Source organism: Streptomyces sp. NPDC059169, from assembly GCF_042755225.1.
Lineage (GTDB): Bacteria > Actinomycetota > Actinomycetes > Streptomycetales > Streptomycetaceae > Streptomyces.
Window position 1 is genome coordinate 42933 of record NZ_JBHZCF010000027.1, and the last position, 16416, is coordinate 59348.

Annotated in this window: 16 protein-coding genes and 2 pseudogenes; 15 read left to right on the forward strand and 3 right to left on the reverse strand. The window is 69.3% G+C overall.

The annotated features are described in order from the left end of the window. The first annotated feature begins 4 nt into the window (after positions 1-4). The 11 genes and pseudogenes from ACFXOM_RS33935 to ACFXOM_RS33985 all read left to right on the forward strand — a co-directional run bounded on the left by ACFXOM_RS33935 (position 5) and on the right by ACFXOM_RS33985 (position 8144). Positions 5-477 (forward strand): annotated as a pseudogene (locus ACFXOM_RS33935) (hypothetical protein). Continuing rightward, positions 474-920, forward strand: a complete 447-nt coding sequence (locus ACFXOM_RS33940; RefSeq protein ID WP_385041228.1) for a hypothetical protein — start codon at positions 474-476, stop codon at positions 918-920. Before ACFXOM_RS33935 ends, ACFXOM_RS33940 begins: the two are co-directional and overlap by 4 nt. A gap of 12 nt (positions 921-932) precedes the next feature. Next, a complete protein-coding gene (locus tag ACFXOM_RS33945; RefSeq protein ID WP_385041231.1) occupies positions 933-1343 on the forward strand; it encodes a hypothetical protein in 411 nt (136 codons plus the stop codon). Between the two features lie 43 nt (positions 1344-1386). Further along, positions 1387-2232, forward strand: coding sequence for a winged helix-turn-helix transcriptional regulator (locus tag ACFXOM_RS33950; protein ID WP_385041234.1), 846 nt, complete (start codon positions 1387-1389; stop codon positions 2230-2232). Beyond that, positions 2229-2759, forward strand: coding sequence for a hypothetical protein (locus ACFXOM_RS33955; protein WP_385041237.1), 531 nt, complete (start codon positions 2229-2231; stop codon positions 2757-2759). Before ACFXOM_RS33950 ends, ACFXOM_RS33955 begins: the two co-directional genes overlap by 4 nt. Beyond that, entirely contained in the window at positions 2756-3997 is a 1242-nt protein-coding gene (locus tag ACFXOM_RS33960) for an MFS transporter (protein WP_385041240.1), read from the forward strand. Before ACFXOM_RS33955 ends, ACFXOM_RS33960 begins: the two co-directional genes overlap by 4 nt. A 32-nt stretch (positions 3998-4029) precedes the next feature. Beyond that, the gene (locus ACFXOM_RS33965) at positions 4030-4356 is read left to right on the forward strand and encodes a hypothetical protein (RefSeq protein WP_385041243.1); all 327 of its coding nucleotides are present in this window, start codon (positions 4030-4032) and stop codon (positions 4354-4356) included. Positions 4357-4448: 92 nt separating this feature from the next. Continuing rightward, positions 4449-5639 (forward strand): annotated as a pseudogene (locus ACFXOM_RS33970) (ATP-grasp domain-containing protein); the annotation flags it as partial. A 23-nt stretch (positions 5640-5662) separates the two neighbouring features. Continuing rightward, positions 5663-6529 (forward strand): DUF317 domain-containing protein, encoded by an 867-nt coding sequence (locus tag ACFXOM_RS33975; protein WP_385041245.1) that lies wholly within the window; start codon positions 5663-5665, stop codon positions 6527-6529. Between the two features lie 36 nt (positions 6530-6565). Then, the gene (locus ACFXOM_RS33980; RefSeq protein WP_385041247.1) at positions 6566-7060 is read left to right on the forward strand and encodes a hypothetical protein; all 495 of its coding nucleotides are present in this window, start codon (positions 6566-6568) and stop codon (positions 7058-7060) included. A gap of 49 nt (positions 7061-7109) precedes the next feature. Beyond that, a complete protein-coding gene (locus ACFXOM_RS33985; RefSeq protein ID WP_385041250.1) occupies positions 7110-8144 on the forward strand; it encodes a SpaA isopeptide-forming pilin-related protein in 1035 nt (344 codons plus the stop codon). A gap of 431 nt (positions 8145-8575) precedes the next feature. Here ACFXOM_RS33985 and ACFXOM_RS33990 read toward each other — a convergent pair whose 3' ends face one another. The 3 genes from ACFXOM_RS33990 to ACFXOM_RS34000 form a co-directional block, all read right to left on the reverse strand. Continuing rightward, entirely contained in the window at positions 8576-10507 is a 1932-nt protein-coding gene (locus ACFXOM_RS33990; RefSeq protein ID WP_385041253.1) for a UvrD-helicase domain-containing protein, read from the reverse strand. After that, entirely contained in the window at positions 10504-12498 is a 1995-nt protein-coding gene (locus ACFXOM_RS33995; protein WP_385041256.1) for an ATP-dependent endonuclease, read from the reverse strand. The genes ACFXOM_RS33990 and ACFXOM_RS33995 overlap by 4 nt, the downstream gene beginning before the upstream one ends. A 405-nt stretch (positions 12499-12903) precedes the next feature. Continuing rightward, positions 12904-13536: a DUF2461 family protein gene (locus ACFXOM_RS34000; protein WP_385041259.1), complete on the reverse strand. Its 633-nt coding sequence runs from the start codon at positions 13534-13536 to the stop codon at positions 12904-12906. Positions 13537-13874: 338 nt separating this feature from the next. On the opposite strand from ACFXOM_RS34000, the gene ACFXOM_RS34005 reads away from it, so the two are divergent. The 4 genes from ACFXOM_RS34005 to ACFXOM_RS34020 all read left to right on the forward strand — a co-directional run bounded on the left by ACFXOM_RS34005 (position 13875) and on the right by ACFXOM_RS34020 (position 16342). Beyond that, positions 13875-14228: a DUF317 domain-containing protein gene (locus tag ACFXOM_RS34005; RefSeq protein ID WP_385041261.1), complete on the forward strand. Its 354-nt coding sequence runs from the start codon at positions 13875-13877 to the stop codon at positions 14226-14228. A gap of 96 nt (positions 14229-14324) precedes the next feature. Beyond that, positions 14325-14624: a hypothetical protein gene (locus ACFXOM_RS34010; protein ID WP_385041264.1), complete on the forward strand. Its 300-nt coding sequence runs from the start codon at positions 14325-14327 to the stop codon at positions 14622-14624. A 14-nt stretch (positions 14625-14638) separates the two neighbouring features. Further along, positions 14639-15460: a DUF317 domain-containing protein gene (locus tag ACFXOM_RS34015; RefSeq protein ID WP_385041266.1), complete on the forward strand. Its 822-nt coding sequence runs from the start codon at positions 14639-14641 to the stop codon at positions 15458-15460. Between the two features lie 273 nt (positions 15461-15733). Further along, positions 15734-16342: a hypothetical protein gene (locus tag ACFXOM_RS34020; RefSeq protein ID WP_385041268.1), complete on the forward strand. Its 609-nt coding sequence runs from the start codon at positions 15734-15736 to the stop codon at positions 16340-16342. The last annotated feature ends 74 nt before the right edge of the window (positions 16343-16416 follow it).

Below are 16416 nucleotides of genomic sequence, written 5' to 3' on the forward strand. Positions count from 1 at the left end.
CTCCTTGTCCGACGACATACCCGACGGCACAGAGAATGTCGTGGGCGTGCTGACCGAACAGATTGAAGCCCGCTTCGGGATGGGCATGGACCAGTTGAAGGCCGCAGTCGCTGCGGCACCCGCTGCCAGCCCTGACGCCACCGACGTCGTCAAGTGGCACGGCCTTCTGGTCGAGTCCCAGGCAGCGCTCGACCGGGCGGAGGACGCTCTCCTGGCCGCGTTGGAGACGCAGCCCGGCGAGGTCGACGACCCCACCATGGCCCTTGCCCACCACGTCAACGCAGCCGTGACCGCACGGGATGGGCGGCCATGGTCGTGCGCTGGCTCCTCGACCCTGACGCGCCCGGCAAGCAGGACCTCGCCGCCGAGCGTCTGGCCCGTCTCCGCCGCGGGGCCCGCCAGGGCCCGGCCGTGTCCACCAGCCCGCCAGCCCGGCCCGCGACGGCGCAGGCAACAGGCCGAGGAGTCCTGCGGTGAGCGTCCGCGACCAGCCCTGCACTCAGGATGGCCGGCTCCAGCAGGTCTTCGGCGCCCCGGTCGCCGAGCTGTACGAGATGGCCGCGTGCCCGGACGCCCCCGTAGCGATGCCCCGCGCTCTCGGACTGCGCTCGTTTCTGGCCTTGGCCGAGGAACAAGTCGCCCGGATCCGCGACCGCGTGCACGAGGCGATGGCACCCGAGCGCGACATGGACGAGCTGTCCGCGGACGAGCTGCGGATGGACACGCAGTGGCTGGCGGCGGCGCTGGAGGCCCGCGACGGCTACCGCGCCGCCCTCGACGACCTGCTGCGCACCATGCCGCCGCTCCAGGCACGGGCCCGGCCAGTCCGCTTCGTCCAGCGGACGGTCACCGCCCTGCCTCCTTCCTCCGCCGCCCCGGCACCCGCGCGTGCCGGGGCGGCCCGCAGCCGCCGACCCTGAAAGCCCTGCCGATTGACCCACCCCACGTCCGCTGAGATCGCCGCGCGGATCGAGGACCTGTACGGCGCCCCGCTCGGCGGCCTCGAAGCCCACGCCCAGGACCAGCCGCCCGGCATGCTCGCCGCCCTCATCGCCAGCCACAACGACCTGGCCTTCGCCGAGCAGAGCATCTCCTTCCACCGAGACCGGCTCCTGCGGCTCGCCCACCCCGACCGCAGCATCGGCCCCCACGAGGTATCCCACCTCCTCGATTGCACTCGCCGGCTTGCCGAAGCCGTAGCCGTCCGCGACGCCCAGGCCAAGACCGTCACCGCGGTCCTGAAAAGCCTCGGCCGCACATCCGCGCCCAAGTCGCCGGCCGCCTCCGTACCCGCCCTGCCCGCGCGCCCCGTGCCGCACGCCAGCACTGCGCCGAGCCGCTGACCCTTCTCGGGCAGCGCCCTCTCTTCACCCAGGAGTTTCCCCTTTGGCCACCACCGGTCTGCCCCCGGCTGTCGATGCCGACGTTTCTCGGGTCACCGAAGTCCTCGGCATGATCACCCCGCGATGGAACGTGCAGGTACTGCTGGCGCTCAGCGTCCGTCCCCTGCGCTACACGGAGATCGCGAACAAGCTGTCGTGGCTTCACAGCGGCCAGCTGCATCCCAAGCTCCGTTCGCTGTGCGAGGACGGTCTCGTCGAGCGCACCGAACACTCCGTGCGGCACGTCACCTACGGCCTCACCGCACGTGGGACCGCGTTGCTGCCGGTGCTGCCCGTCATCGCCGCCTGGGGCAAGGAGTTTCTGGAGGAGCCGGACACACCGCTGTCCGCGATCGAACACGTCGAAGACAGCCTCACCCTGCTCACCCGCCGGCACGCCCCCGCGATCCTGTGGGCGCTCAAGTCCCGTGACGAGACCAGCGCGCGGGCCCTGGCCAGCATCGTCATGCCCGGCGGCCTGTGGACCAACATCTATCCGCCCCTGCGCCAGCTCACCGCCGACGCCCTGGTGGTGACCGCCCCCGGCCGGCCCTACCGTCTGTCGGAGTCCGGCAACGCTCTGGACGCCGTGTTCGCCTCGCTGTCCGCGTGGGCTGCTGGGCGGCCTCTCGCACACGCCTCCCGGCACCCGATCTGGGGACAAGCGGACGGCGACACGCCCACTGCTCCGCAGACCTGGGTCAGCGCCCAGTCGCGCCTGCCGGCCCCAACCGTGGTGCCGGCACCGGCCGGGGCGACCCGCCCCACCTGGCACAACCGCGACCTGTTCTCCCACGCCACCCCGGCCCGCCCGCAGGTCGCGCTTCGGGCCGGAGGTGTGCGCCGATGACCACCTCGCTGTCCCCCGAGCAGCTCCAGCCTGTCTGTACGGCGCTGTCCTCCGCGGCCCTGATCCGCCTGATCTCTGAGATAGACGACAACGGCTCCATCCCGTCAAGGGGGCTGGCGCGCACCCTTTCGGATCTCACGCCGCACCAGATCCGGCACGCCACCGAGCAGGCCCACGCCCTCGGCCTCGTCCACGCCCGCCGCGGGGCCAGTCTCGGACTTACCGAGTCCGGCGCGGACCTGGCTGACGTCTACGACGCGACCGCCCGCTGGGCCCGGCGGCACGAGTATCCGGCGCGGTCCGGTGACTTCACCGGCCGGATCCGGCACACCCTCGCACTGCTGGCCGAACCGCAGGTCTTCGCCGCCCTCGCCGCAGCACAAGCCCCTTCGCACCTCGCGGCAGCGGGCAGGCTGTCGACTGCAAAGGCCGCTGCGGAACTCGTCCAGCCGTGGAATGCGCTGGCCCAATGGCTGGACGCCAATCCGCAGGCGGTCGAGATCGCCGAGGGCGAGCTTGCCGCGTGACGACACGTATCGGACCGCGGTACGCGCGCCGCCCTGCCAGCAGTCTGCTGCGCGCCGTCTACCTCCCCCGTACAGCGGATGGCGCCGCGTTCGCGATGACCACGTACGGCATCCCCCTGCTCGTCCTGGCCACTACAGGGTCCGCGGCGCTGACCGGGCTGGCGTTCGCTCTGGAGTGGTTCCCGCGCATCGGCGCGTTCACCGTGGCCGGAACCATGGTCGACCGCTACGGCACGACCCGAGTGTTCCGCGCCGCGTGCCTCGCCCGAGCCCTGGTCGTGCTCATCGCCGCCGGCGCCCTGGCCGCGCTGGAGGCGCAGACGCTCACTGCGACGGTCACCGTCATGCTGCTCGCCGCGTCCACCGGTGTGCTCACCGAGTTCAGCTACGTCGCTGCCGAGACCGCCGGCGGCGAAGCGAGCAGGAAGGCCGGCGCCGGCGCGCACCGCGTGCAGTCCGTCCTGCTCGGCATCGACCAGACCGCAACCCTCGCCGGCCCCCTCGCCGCAGGTCTCCTCCTGGAGTGGTGCGGGCCGGCGGGGATGCTCGGAACGCTGGCAGGCTTCTCCCTCCTCGGTGCCGCGCTCGCTCCCCGATCACGGCACGCCCCGAGGGGGGCGGTCGTTGCGGATACAGGCGGGCTTCGCAAGGGCTGGGCCACGCTGCGGTCGCTGCCGGCTCTCGCCTGGCTGGTGGGGGGCCTGGTCGTCTCCAACTGCGCGATCGGCCTCCTGCAGGCCGCCATGCCGGTCATCGTGGTCACCGAACTGGGGCACTCCAGCGCGGACGCGGGACTCGTCTGGTCCGCAGCCGCCACCGCCTCCCTGCTCGCCATCACCGCCGCCCGCCGTGCGATCGACCGCTGGGGCCTGTGGCCGGTCGGCGCAGTGGCCGCCTCGGTCGCGGCCTGCGCGACGCTCGCCGTCGCCCAGGCCGATACCTACCGCGGCTACCTGCTGCTGATCGCCGTCCTGATGGCTGGCGAAGGCGGGCTGACCGTTGTCCTGCGTACCCTGCGCTCCCACCTGATCCCGCCCGAGGTATTCGGCAGCACCCTCAGCCTGACGATCCTGCTGCTCCTGCTGCCGTTCCCCGCCGCCGGACTGCTCGTCGCGGCCGTGCCACCCGCCGATCTCGGGCACCTCATCACCATCGCCGCCGTCCTCCAGGCACTCGGCCTCGCAGCCGCCTTCGCGCGGCTGCGCACACTCCCCGCCCTGCCCGCATCGCCCCTTTGACCTTCCCGTTACGAGAGGAGCCTTCGACGCTCATGCCCGCGACCACGACACAGGACGGACTGCCCGGACTTGACCTCCCGCACCGGGACGTACGGCCTTCGATCACTGAGCAGTTCCACGCCTTCGACGCCCAACACCCATGGGTGTACCGAGCCCTGGAGCAGCTCGTTGCCCAGCGCCTCGCCGCCGGCGCGAAAAGAGTCGGGATGAAGGCGTTGCTCGAGACCCTGCGCTGGCGCCACCCGCACGGCGTGAAGGGCCTCAACAACAACTACACGGCCCTGTACGCGAGACGGCTGCTCGCCGAGCACCCGCAGTGGGCTCCCGCGATCGAGGTCCGCCGTCGGCGCAGCACCTGATCGCGAACCCGCAGAAGCCTTCCACCACTGATTCTTCAAGGAGCACGTTCTTGTCCGACCGACCCGTCGTCCTGGTCGTGGCCGCGGCCGACATGGAAGCCGAGGCGTATCGCGGCTACTGCCTGGAAAGCGTGGCCGCCGCCTACGACGTTGTCCTGATCACCGGCGAGGAGCCCTCGTGGGAAGTGCCGTTCATCAGGGACTGCGTGGTCGTGACCGATCCCACCGACCAGGCGGCACTGGCCGCCGCCGGCCGGACCCTGGCCGAGCGTTACGACCTGGCCGGGGTGTTCACGTGGACCGAGTGGTACCTCGCCCCCGTCGCCCGCCTCGCACGCCAGCTCGGTCTGCCCACCACCGCGCCCGAGGTGATGCAGGCATGCCGTAACAAGGCCACCGCGCGGACCCTGTTCGCCCGCCACGGTGTCCCGTCGGCCACGTCGGTCAGCTTGCGAACCCGCGAGGAGGCGCAGCTCGCGGCCGAGCGGATCGGATACCCGGTCGTCCTGAAACCCGCCGCGAACGCCGCCAGCATCGGCGTGATCCGCGTCGACACCCCCGCCCAGCTCACCGCTGCGTACGATGTCGCCGCTCGAGCCGCCTGCCAGGGTGTCGAGAGCATGCAGGTGCTTGTCGAGGAGTACCTCAACGGCCCGGAGGTCTCAGTCGAGTGCGTCACGCACCGGGGCGAGACCACCGTGGTGGCCGTAACCCGCAAGACGGTCAGCGAGCCGTACTTCGAGGAGCTGGCGCACTCGGTCGACGCTGCCGACCCTCTTCTTAATGTGGTCGCTCCCGTCGCGCGGGCCGCGATCCGCGCGCTCGGGATCACCGACGGCGTCAGCCACGTCGAGATGTGCCTCGTCGACGGCCGTCCCCGGCTCATCGAGGTCAACGGCCGTCTCGCGGGGGACATGGTCGGCCACCTGGTCCGCCTCGCCACCGGCATCGACCTGCCGCGTGCCGCCGCCGATCTCGCATGCGACTGTGCCCCCGACCTCACCCCGACCAGGTCCTCGGCCGCCGCGATCCAGCTGATCTACCCCGAGACTTCAGGCACTCTCACCGCCCTGCGATTCGATGGCCCCCGCCCGCCGTGGCTGGACAGGGTCCACTTCCAGCGCCGCCCGGGCGACCGCCTCCTCCTCCCCTCTGACGGGGGCGACATGTTCACCGCCCGGATCGGCTACCTCATCACCACCGGCCGAACCGCAGAAGCGTCCCGCGCCCGCGCCGCCACTGCCCTCGGCCGTCTCGTCACCCGCGTCGAACCGGCCGCCGCCCCCTCCTGCCCACCGGACTTCCCATGTCACCTGACGACGACCTTCGCACCATCGACGGGGACGTCTATGTCTCCCCGCGCTACCTCGCCGGCACCACCGCGATCGGCGACCCCGGCCTCGCACCGCTCCGCGATCTCGGCTGGGACCTGGAACACGACGACCTCGGCAACGCCTACCTGACCGCCCCCGACCGCAAGGTCCGCCTCGGCTTCCTCCCGGAAGGCGAGGACGACGGCCTGTGGCGCATCAACGCCTACAAGGACCCCTTCGGCCCGCCGACCTGGGGCGTCTGCTTCAACGACTCGTGCCCGACGGAGTTCGTTACCGCGTTCACTACCGCACTCGCCGAGGCGTACGAGCAGGGCCCGGACGCCTATCTCGCGGCACCGGACACCGGCAGCGCGGACCGCGACCCCTTCCTCGCCGTGGTCCCGCTCATCAACCGCGGCTGGCAGATCGACCGCCCCCGCTGGGGCGCGTTCGCGATCCAGTCACCCGACGGGCTCGCCGGCCTGGAGTTCACCACTGGACGCCTCGACCCGGAAGCCGAGCTGACCACCCACGACGCCCGCTGGCAGCTGTGGGCCGGCACCTCCATCGACCGCCCCGCCTGGTACGCCACCGCCAGTACCGACACCCCCGTGGTCCTGATCAAGGCCGTCACCGAGTGCGTATCCGATCCCGCACCCCTGCCGCGATGGCGGGAGGAAACGTACAGCTACGTCCAGGGCATGGCCCGACTCACGCCTGTCGTGCCCCCACGCCCGCCGGGCCCGACCCCGCTCGACGTCCAGCGCGCCGCACGTCGCCCGGCCGCCCTGACCACCTCCCAAAGCGTTCCGCGCTGGAGCACCACCAGCCGTCCGGCACTCCCCGGACCCCGCCGCTGACCCGCGCCACCTCGCCCTACGACCGGAGACATCCGCTTGGCCCTATTTGCTGACGAGTTCTTCGTGGACCACCTGAAGCTCCCCTTCACCGAGGCAGCCGTCGTCGGCAACGCCTACTACGCGACCCCTGTCCCCGGCAGCCCGCTACGGCTGCGCATCGACTTCGCCGGGACGATCCGTGCCGGTGAGTACGACGGTCTGCGTCTCGCCACCATTCACCAGGACCGCGGTGAACTCGACGTCGTGATACTGCGGTTCGAGGATCACAAGACCTTCGACCACCGCGACGCGGCCCAGGGGCGCAGTCCAAGGCAGTCGGGGTACGGCACGTTCCACGAGTTCCGCGACCGCCCCGACTGGGTGCCATGGGAAGGCGCCCACACAGGCGGACTACGCGAGGCCATCGAGCAGTACGCGTCCGTCTGGTTCCCCGGCGCCTGGAAGACGACCGCATCGTCCCGCGCTCCTGGCCGCAGCGCGCGCAAGGTACCGGTCCCGCCTCCCGCCCGCAGCGGAAGCCGACCCCGCTAACCCACCCCCGTACCCCCTTCGTCCTCATTTCTTCGTTCAGGAGTCCTTCTTGCGTATCCGCCCCGTCCGCCGCCTGCCCGCTGCCGTCGCCGTCGCCGCAGCGGTGACCGGCACGCTCACCTGGGCCCCGACCGCCAGCGCTCAGATGCCCGAGCCGACGCCGTCCACCGCTCCCACCGAGGCGACCGAGCCTGCCGCGGGCAGCGTGGCCATCATCAAGAAGGACCCGGCCGGCGATGTTCTTCAGGGCGCGGCGTTCCTCCTCCTCGACGCCACCGGCCAGGAAGCGGGCACGGGCAAGACCGACGCCCAGGGGAAGCTGACCTTCACCGATCTTGCTCCCGGCGTCTACCGGCTGAAGGAGACCTCCTCCGGCAGTCCCCTCCACAATGTGGTCGCCGACCAGGACGTGATCGTCACCCCCGGCGCCACCGCCAGCCTGACGATCATCGACCCGTTCAAGCCTGCCCAGGTCGTTGTGAAGGCCAAGGACGACAAGACCGGCAAGCTCCTTCCCGGCTCGACCGTGAACATCGGCTGCGGCGACAAGACCCTGCTCACCCTCACCACCGGCCCGAAGGGCACCACCACCGGCGAACTGCCGGTCGCCAGCAGGAAGACCGAGTGCTGGGTCCGGCAGGTCAAGGCACCCGAGGGCTACGACCTCTACAAGCCCACCAAGAGCTTCACTGTCGGGCCCGGCGCCCCGGTCACCGTGACCGTCACGAACGCCAAGACCGGCACCCCTGCGAAGCCCACGCCGACCGACAAGCCGACGCAGCAGCCGACCGGCACGTCCTCGCCTGCGGACAAGCCGAGCGAAGAGGCCACCAGCGAGTCGAAGCCGGACACCGTGGCCACCGGCGCGTCCGACGCCGATTCGTCTCCCGCCCCGGCTGTAGACGTGGCGGACACGGCACCGCCGAACACTCCCGCCGGTTCCCTCGCGCACACGGGCGCCGACGCCACCCCGTGGATTCTCGGCGGGGCCGGACTACTCCTCGCCGTTGGCCTGGGTGCGGTCGTCGCCGCTCGCAGGCGGACGGCCTCCGAGCCTGAGCAGGACGAAGAGACGACCAGCTAACCCAAACTCGAGCAGCAGGCCCGCCGGAATTCCGGCGGGCCTGCTGCGCATACCGCCTTTCGGTTGCGGGGTCACGTGACGGACACGGATGAAAGGCAGCGCGGGGCGACCGCTGCAGCGGTCGAGGCAACGAGTGGATGGCGCCCTTCGGGCTCCTGGAAGTTCTTCGCCCCGCGTCTTACCGGCGCCTGCTGCATAGAGTGGGACCAGGGCGAGATGACCTTGATGCGATGGGACCGGGCGCGCGGGGTGGGACCGGTCGAGCGACGCCGCTTGGACGTGGCTGCAAACCGCTACGTTCCGATCGCGGACTGACGATGCCTGCTACCGCTGTGGGATCTCATAGCGTGCGTCCTACAACGAGGCCGGGGCCTGCGGCTTCTCAAGGCGTCTCACACTGTGTCGGATGGGGGAGTCTCACGGGCCTGTCCCTATCCTTGATCGATCTCGGGCACGCCCGCCTCGGTGAGCATCGCGAAGAGGGCCGCGATGGGGCCGTCACGCTCGGACCGGTCCGTGGTGAAGACCAGCCGTTGAGCTGCCCTGGACAAACCCACGAAGAAGGTCGATGTCCCTTCACGTGGGTCGCTTCCGAGCGCCCACCATTGTCTGCCGTGAATACCGAGGAAGAAAACGGTGTGGTACTCGAGGCCCTTGCTGCGGTGGGTGGTGAGCAAGACGACGGCATCGGCGGACTCGAACTCGTCGAGCACCACACCCCAGTCGGCCGCCCCGTCAAGCACCGACTCAAGGCGCGCCTCGAATGCGCCGGTGATGAGATCGAACTCCTCACCAGGTGCCGTGGCCTTCACGTAGCGGCGCAGGGTCGCGCTGTCCACGAGATCGAGCACCTTTCGGACGGCGTCGGCCGCGGACGTGGCGGATGGCGGGTGGGACTGAAGCCAGGCACGGAGCCGGGTGGTCAGGTCGCTCAGGTCCTGGCCGACACGCTGCTGGGCAGCCTCATCGTCGGTTGCGCCGTGTACACGCTCCAGCGTCGCCGATACCTCCTGCCACACTGCGGGGAGGCCACGGGGCTGGTGCGCCAGCCGGAGCAGCCCCACGAACAGGCGAGTCGTCTCGCTTTTCAGTAGGTCTTGGAGGGTCATCTTGCCGACCCGTGCGTCGTCGTTGCGGACTCGGATGCCGTGTGCGGCGAGGCGCGCCCGAAACAGCGGCTCGAAGTCTTTGATCTTCTGTCGTGCGATGAGCGCGAAGTCTGCTGGTGTACGGTCCGAGTTGGCAATGTCCTGGGCGATCCAGTCGGCGATGAACCTCGCTTCCTTGTCTCCGCCGGAGAACGTCCACAGCGCGGCCGGTTCGTGCCCGTCTTCGGCAGTTGCTTTCGAGGTGGCCCGCACTGTGGTCGGATCGAGTTTGCTGGCGATCACGTGCTGTAGTTCGACTAGGGCGTCGCTGGAGCGGAAGTTCCACGCCAGCCAGTAGGTGGTGGCTTGGAACGTGCTGGTGAAGCGCTGGACTGCCTCGGGCACAGCGCCAGCCCAGCCCATGATCCGCTGTTTGCTGTCCCCGACCGTGGTCACCGCGGTCTCCTCGCCGAACACTGATGTGAGGAAGGAGAACTGCGCGCTGGTGGTGTCCTGGAATTCGTCGACGAAGACTATGGGGTAGGTCATCCGTAGGGCGCGTCGGAGCCTCGGCACCGCACGGACCAGCAGCTCGGCGAGCCGGTTGAGCATGATGAAGTCGACTTCCGCCTTTCCCGGCCGCAGGTAGCGGCCGCGCCACCACTCGCGTGCGGCGTAGGAGACGGCGTCGATGGCGTCATCCGTTGGCACGCTCTCGGGCAGGTTCCATCCCCCGACGATGTCGGAGACGAAGCGTCCGGGCTGGAACCCGAGCTGCCTTGCCAGCGTCTGTGGCGCCGAGAAGGCGACGGTGTTGAGGAAGGCCCTCACTTCGGAGTCGGGCGCCATGCGGATGTCGTACCCGTGGTTCATCCGCCAGTCCGGCGGAAGGGCCGGCGCGAACCGATCCACCAGTCCTTTGGTGAATGCGTCGAAGGTCATCGATGCGAAGCGGCTGGCGTGGTCCGGAACGCGGGCGGTGACCCGGCGGCCGAGGTTGGCGGCAGCGTCCCGCTTAAAGGAGATCGCCAGAATGTGCTGCGGCCACGGGCACAGCCCGGTCTGCAGGAGATAGGCGGCGCGCTGAGCGAGGAACTCCGTCTTGCCCGCGCCCGGCCCGGCCACGACTGCCACATTGCCGGTGTCCCGGAGGGCCTGCCACGCGGCCGGTTCCAGATCCTCGATGCCTGCCGGGCGCCAATCCTCCACCGGGATCAGGGCCGTTGGGCGCAGCGTTGGAACAGTGGTCGAGGCGAGGTGGTCGGAGGCGCTCACAGCGAGACCTCCTTGCGGAAGTGTTCCACGAGGGCCACGAGGACCTCCGGCGCGTTCAGTCGGAGTTCCTCGTCACTGAGGCGGCCGAGCGCGCTCATATGGGTGCTCGGCTTCGACCGCGTCAGGAACAGGTATCGGTACCAGCTAAGCCACTCGGCCCGTGTGTCGTTCCAGTAGCCCGGCCTGGTCGCCTTCTCTCCCAGGACCGTGGTGGTGGGGTCACTGGAGTCAGGCCCGCGCTGTTTGCCTTCGAGGTGTCTGTAGGCGTTCTCGAACGCGCACAACATGGCGTAATCGAGGTCGAGCGGCTCGGAGTAGAAGACAGCGAACGTGCGCAGGTGTTCCAGGATCGGCCTGATGTGTTTGAGGAGGAGGCCGTCGTGGATGTCGTCGACGTTGTCATAGTCGTCGAGATCTTCCAGTGGGTCGAGCCCATTGTCTATGAGGCGGTTGAAGGCGTCACGGAGTCGGGCCGGGCCCGCGCCGACTTTGCCGTAATCGAGGTCCAGAAGGGTGGCATGGGGGATGTCCAGGTCGTGGAGTAGCTTCCACATGTGGTTGGTGTGCCTGCCGTCGAGCGGCACCATCGCTACGAACGACGGGTCCAGCTGCACCCCGTGGGCCTGGGCGATCCGGGGGATGACGAGCTGCTCGGTGTCGCCTTCGCCGAGCACCACGAACTTAGCGAAATACAGCTCCGGGTGGGCACGCACAGCCTCCCGTAGGTACTTGCCCGCTTCGGTGGAGTCGTCGGGGAGGGTGATCTCGCGGACCGATGCGGTCGCGGTGGCCGACTCCGCGCGGAAGTATCGGACGTCTTCGGGACGGATGCGGGGCATGACACTGGCGGAGTGGCTAGAGAGGATCGTCTGAGTTGCCGTGGCGCTGCTCAGACCTTGCAGCTGGCCAACGATCCGGGACAGGAAGAACGGCGAAAGGCTGTTCTCGGGTTCCTCGACCGCGATCAGGGTCAGGTGCGGCAGATGAGCGGCTTGCAGCGTGAAATCGTCGATGTGCTGGCCGGCGCAGACCGCGGCCTCGACGTCGGTAGCAGCTGCCACCAGGGCGAGGTGCAGTAGCGACCGCTGCCCGTCGCTCAGCATGCGGGCCGGCCTGGGGCGACCGTTGTGATCCGGCTCGAAGACGAGTTCGGAATCGCGGACCAGCTGGTTGAAGTCGCCATCGAGGAGTCGCAGTTTCGGATCCGAGTGCATCCCAGCGTCGTGCAGTTCCTGCCACCGGGCCGTCAGTGCGCCCTCGACCGCTTGAACCACGGGCTCCTCGGTGAAGTTCTCGGCGACTTCAGCCGCGTGGCCACTGACGAGGTCACGCAGGCCAGTTGACCACTGCGCAGCCCGCCACAGCCGGCTGCGGAGGAAGGCCGTCACCTGGCGGACGCCGTCACGAGAGGCCGGGATGTAGATCATCTGTATACGGCTGCGCTCCGCAGCAGTCAGCTGCACGTAGTCGTCCTCGTCGTACTCCTCGGCAAGCGTGTTGACGATCACGCGTGACTCGGTGATCGCTCCCTCCACCGTGCCGTCATCGACCCATTCGGCCCGGAGCGCCACCCGGACCTTCAGGTCGCCATCCTCCGTGGCGGCCATGCGCCGGAAGAACTCCGGGACCGCTCGGGACGCGCCGGCCTGTTGCTGGCGCTTCGCATCCTCCGCGGCATCACCATCGTCGCCCTTTCCGACTTCGTCGTTCTCCCCGCTGCCGTCGAGTTCGGGGAAGGCGAGCACTACTTCGATTGTGAGCTCGCGGCTACCGGGCGGGTCAGTCTCGCTGACGGGCACGTGAAAGTCGTCCACACGTACAGACCGCTCCTGCCCAGATATCCCGAACAACCGCAGCAGCGCCTCGCAGGCCGCGGTTTTGCCCGAACCATTGGCCCCGATGAAGGCAGTCATGCCCCGGTCCAGGCGGAGGGAAGTGCGCCCCGGCCCGAAGCACTTGAAGTTCTCCACTACGAGCTTCTCGATGAACATTCGTCACTTTCCGGTACAACGACGTCATGAACGGCGACCGCGCCCATGACGGTATCGAAACCGTGCGATCTCGGGGCCATATCGATCAAAGTCGGCGCCGGTCCTATCTGCGGCAACACCGGGAATCGCAGCTGACGAGAGCCGAGTTGGAGGTGTGGCTGCCCCACCCCTACCAGGTTCAGCTGATCTCGCGTCGACTGACTCCGTAGAGCGAACAGGCTGACCAGTCGGTCTCGGATTCGTGGCCAATCGGCCCTCGATCCGGGGCCCGTCTTCGACCGGGCCGTCCCCCTTGCCGAGGTGCCGAACGGTTATCGGGCGATGGACGGTGCACATCACTTGCTGAGCGCGGGGGCTGGCAGCACGGGTGTGGTTGCTCCCGTGCCGCGCGGAGCTCTCGTGATGTCAGGCGGCGCGCTTCACGTGGCGGACCAGCCACATCAGAAGGGAGTCCAGGTCGGCGGCGGCCGAGAGGACCCGGTCGACCGCCTCGGGGGCGTGCAGCCACTCCTCGCAGCCGAGGGAACGGGCGGCGATCAGCGAACGGTGGCGCAGCAGGTTCGTACGGGAGTGGTCCGTCGGGTAGCCGCGCGGGGGGCGTTTCATCACGTCCCCGGAGATGTCGTAGCCCTTCTTCCGCACGTCCTCGACGATGGCGGACAGTTCGCGGCCGCTCCCCTCGGAGGCCACGGCTTTGCGGAACATGTCCACCTGGCCGGGATCGGGGTACCACCAGGCGCCCTGGACCCGCAGGCCGTCCAGTGAGAACCGGAGACCGATCTCGATCTTGCGGCCGAGCCGGACCACCGCGCTCTGGTGCTGCCACCACCAGGAGTCGGTGCGGTAGTGCCAGACGGAGAAGTCCTCGTATCGGGGGTCGGCGTCCGCGACCTCGTTGAGTAGGGCAATCATCGGCTGCCGGACCAGGCGTTCGCGGTCCGCGCGGTAGCGCTCGCGGGTCGCGTGGGTCGGTTCGCCCTGGAGCTGCCACAACACGTCCATGGCCTGCTCCGGCCAGCCGGTGAACTGTCCGCGCATGCGGGCAGGTTAGCTCACGCATGGTCCGCGCGCGGAGAGTGAGACGGGCAGGGAGGCGTAACCCCAGACAAGGTGGGAGGTGCTGCGGCCGGGCTCACGGGCCAGGTCGATGTGCCGTGCGCGGTGGGCAAGTTCGTCGAGAAGCACGGAGAGTGCAGTCGAGATGAAGCGGGCGGTGAGATTGTGCAGCCGAACTTGAGATCCCACAACCGCGGGCTCCGCAGCGGTTCGCCGGGAGCAGACAGGAAAGATCCACGAAAGACTGGCCAACGTGTGCAGGGGCATGTCAACGTAGACGACCTTCCCGGAAAACTCACAGGTCAGAGAGGTGATCGCCCGTGACCGTGGCTCCCGTGAGCCCCGGATTCTCCACCACCGTCCAGGCCCTGAGGCTGCGTGACTGGCAGCTCTGCCCTGGCCAGCCCACGCTGGTCATCGATCAATTTTCCGCCGATGACTTCCATATGGTCGTTGACGACCGAGCGGACGTGCACATCAACTCGCGCGACGGGCGCTTCTACCTCGGCTGGTTCCCACACGGCCGGCCTGGGACCGACGGCGAGGGATGGAAGATCGCCGTCACGGGAACCGCAAGGGTGCCCGGGTATCACGTTTCGTTTGATACCGAGACGCCGGCCGATATCGTCGCCGCCGCCGTGGCCCGCGTGCTGGAGACCTCCCGGCCCCTGTGACAGTCGTGTCCGCTTCCGCAGATTCGACCGGATGATGCTCGGCCGCCCGAACACCGGGCGGCCCGAAAACCCACCCTTCAAACAAGGAGACTTCCCGTGCAGCCCACGGAGATGACCGTCGGTGACCTCATCAAGCGCCTGTCCGCCTGCGACCCGGCCTCGCCCCTGCGGCTGGCCATGAACCCGTTCTTCCCGATGGCCCACCGCCTGGAACAGGTCATCGAAGCGACGGACGGGACCGGGCGCCCCGTCGTCTACCTGGCCGAGGGACGGGACGCGGACACACAGCTCGGACATCTGCCCCCCGAGGTCGCCGTCGCCCTCGCCTGGCAGGGTCCTGTCCAGGTGCCACCGCGCCGCCCCCGCCGCTCTGCCCGCCCCGCCAGCGGACAGTAGCCCCGCCGCAGCCCTTGGAGGCGCCCCTGAACCGCAACTCCCCGCTCGACCCGTTCACCCCAAACCTGGCCCAGTGCGCGTACTGGGTCGGCCCGCGGCACCTGGCCGGTGACGACGGACGTCTGTATGACACCGTCGCCGACACGCTCGCCGGCCTCGGCTGGACAAGCCTTGCGATCGTCCGCGGACGCCACGAGCCCGACGAGGCACCGCAGGACCGGCAGGTCCTGCGCAGCACCGTCCTCCACATCAGCCCCGACACCCTCCGGTGGGCCCAATGGGTCCTGCCCGACGAGCCGTTCCACCTGGGCGAACTGCCGATCGCCTGGCAGATCTCCGCCCGCGCGGACACGAGCAGCCCGCTCGCGCAGTGGTCCGCCTACTTCACCCCCGACGTCCCAGGTGAGGCCCTGGCGGACTTCCTGGTCACGTTCGACGCCCGCGACCAGCCCACCACCGCGATCACCGGGCAAGCGCCGGTCCTCGACGCCGTCACCGCGCACGGCTGGCTCCGCGACATCGACCAGCCCGACGCAGGGGCGACGGACCCGACCTTCACCTCCCACCTCAGCTTCGGCGAGGTCCCGCCCCTCATCCAGGACGGCGATCCCCGCGCCCTGACGGTCGAGCCGGACGGGGCGGGGCCGGCCGGATGGCAGGCGTGGGCCGAGCCAGCTCTGGGTGCGCCGTGTCTGTGGGCCGCCTCCTTCGGGGCCAGCGTGCCGCACGACCTCGTCGCGGCCTTTGCGGACTCCCTCAGCTCCACCGCTCCGGTCCTGCGACGGAAGCTGCCGGAGAGCACACGGGATCGGCTCCTGCGCGCCCCGGCCGGCTGACGGCCGGAGTCCACACGAGCACCCCGAGAGATAAGGAGAACTACCGAGGTCCTGGAACGCGCCGGGCTGCTGGTGAGCCCTTGCACGGGAATGGTCCTGGCCGCCCCTCCATGTCCGATTCACGAAGCCCGGCCACCCCTCTCGGAGTGGCCGGGCTTCGTCGTTGTCCCGGGAGGTGACCGTTGCTGGCGTTTGATCCGAAAAGCCTCTCGCCGGTCGTCGCCGGGGCCGTAGTCTGGCCTGTTCTGCCAGCACGCAGAGGGAGTTCGGAGCATGAGCGAGGCCACGAGAGCATGGCGACCGACGGAGCACGGCGCCAATATCGGCCACACGTCGGCGTGGATGGCACACCGGAAAGTGGCGCTCGACCTTCACCGGATACTCAACGAGGGCGACCCTGACCGTGCTGTCATGGACGCCCCGTACACGGTGATGGCTCTCCGACATGTTCTCCGCGGCGTCGAGATGACCCGCACGCACCTGAAGACCGAGGAAGCGCGGAAGCTGCTTGGTGAAGCGCTCGCCGACTTCGACAAAGCGGTGCCGGGCGGCAAGAAGGCACGGGACGTGATCGAGCACTTCGACGAGTACGCGATGGGGATCGGCAACCTTCAGCAGCCGGCGGTTCGATACGCCAAGGACCGGACGCCGGACGACGAGCTGTCCGAGATGTTCAATCACCGGCTCGAATGGGATCAGCTCGACGGCGAACGCCGGCCGGTCTATGCCGCCGGGCCGTTCAGAGTCGACCTTGTAGCGGCAGAGGAGGCTGCCTTTCGGCTGGTGTGCGACGCATACGAGGCCCTGCGTCTCGACGAGGGGAATCCCGTTCCTCGTGGCTGGACGTACGAGGTTCAGCGGGGCTCGTTGCGAGAGTGGTGACGGCCCAGGCACCTGCCCAGTAGGTAGGTAGCTCAGAGAGCCCGGGTACGGCAATGCCCCCGACCGGTGGTCGG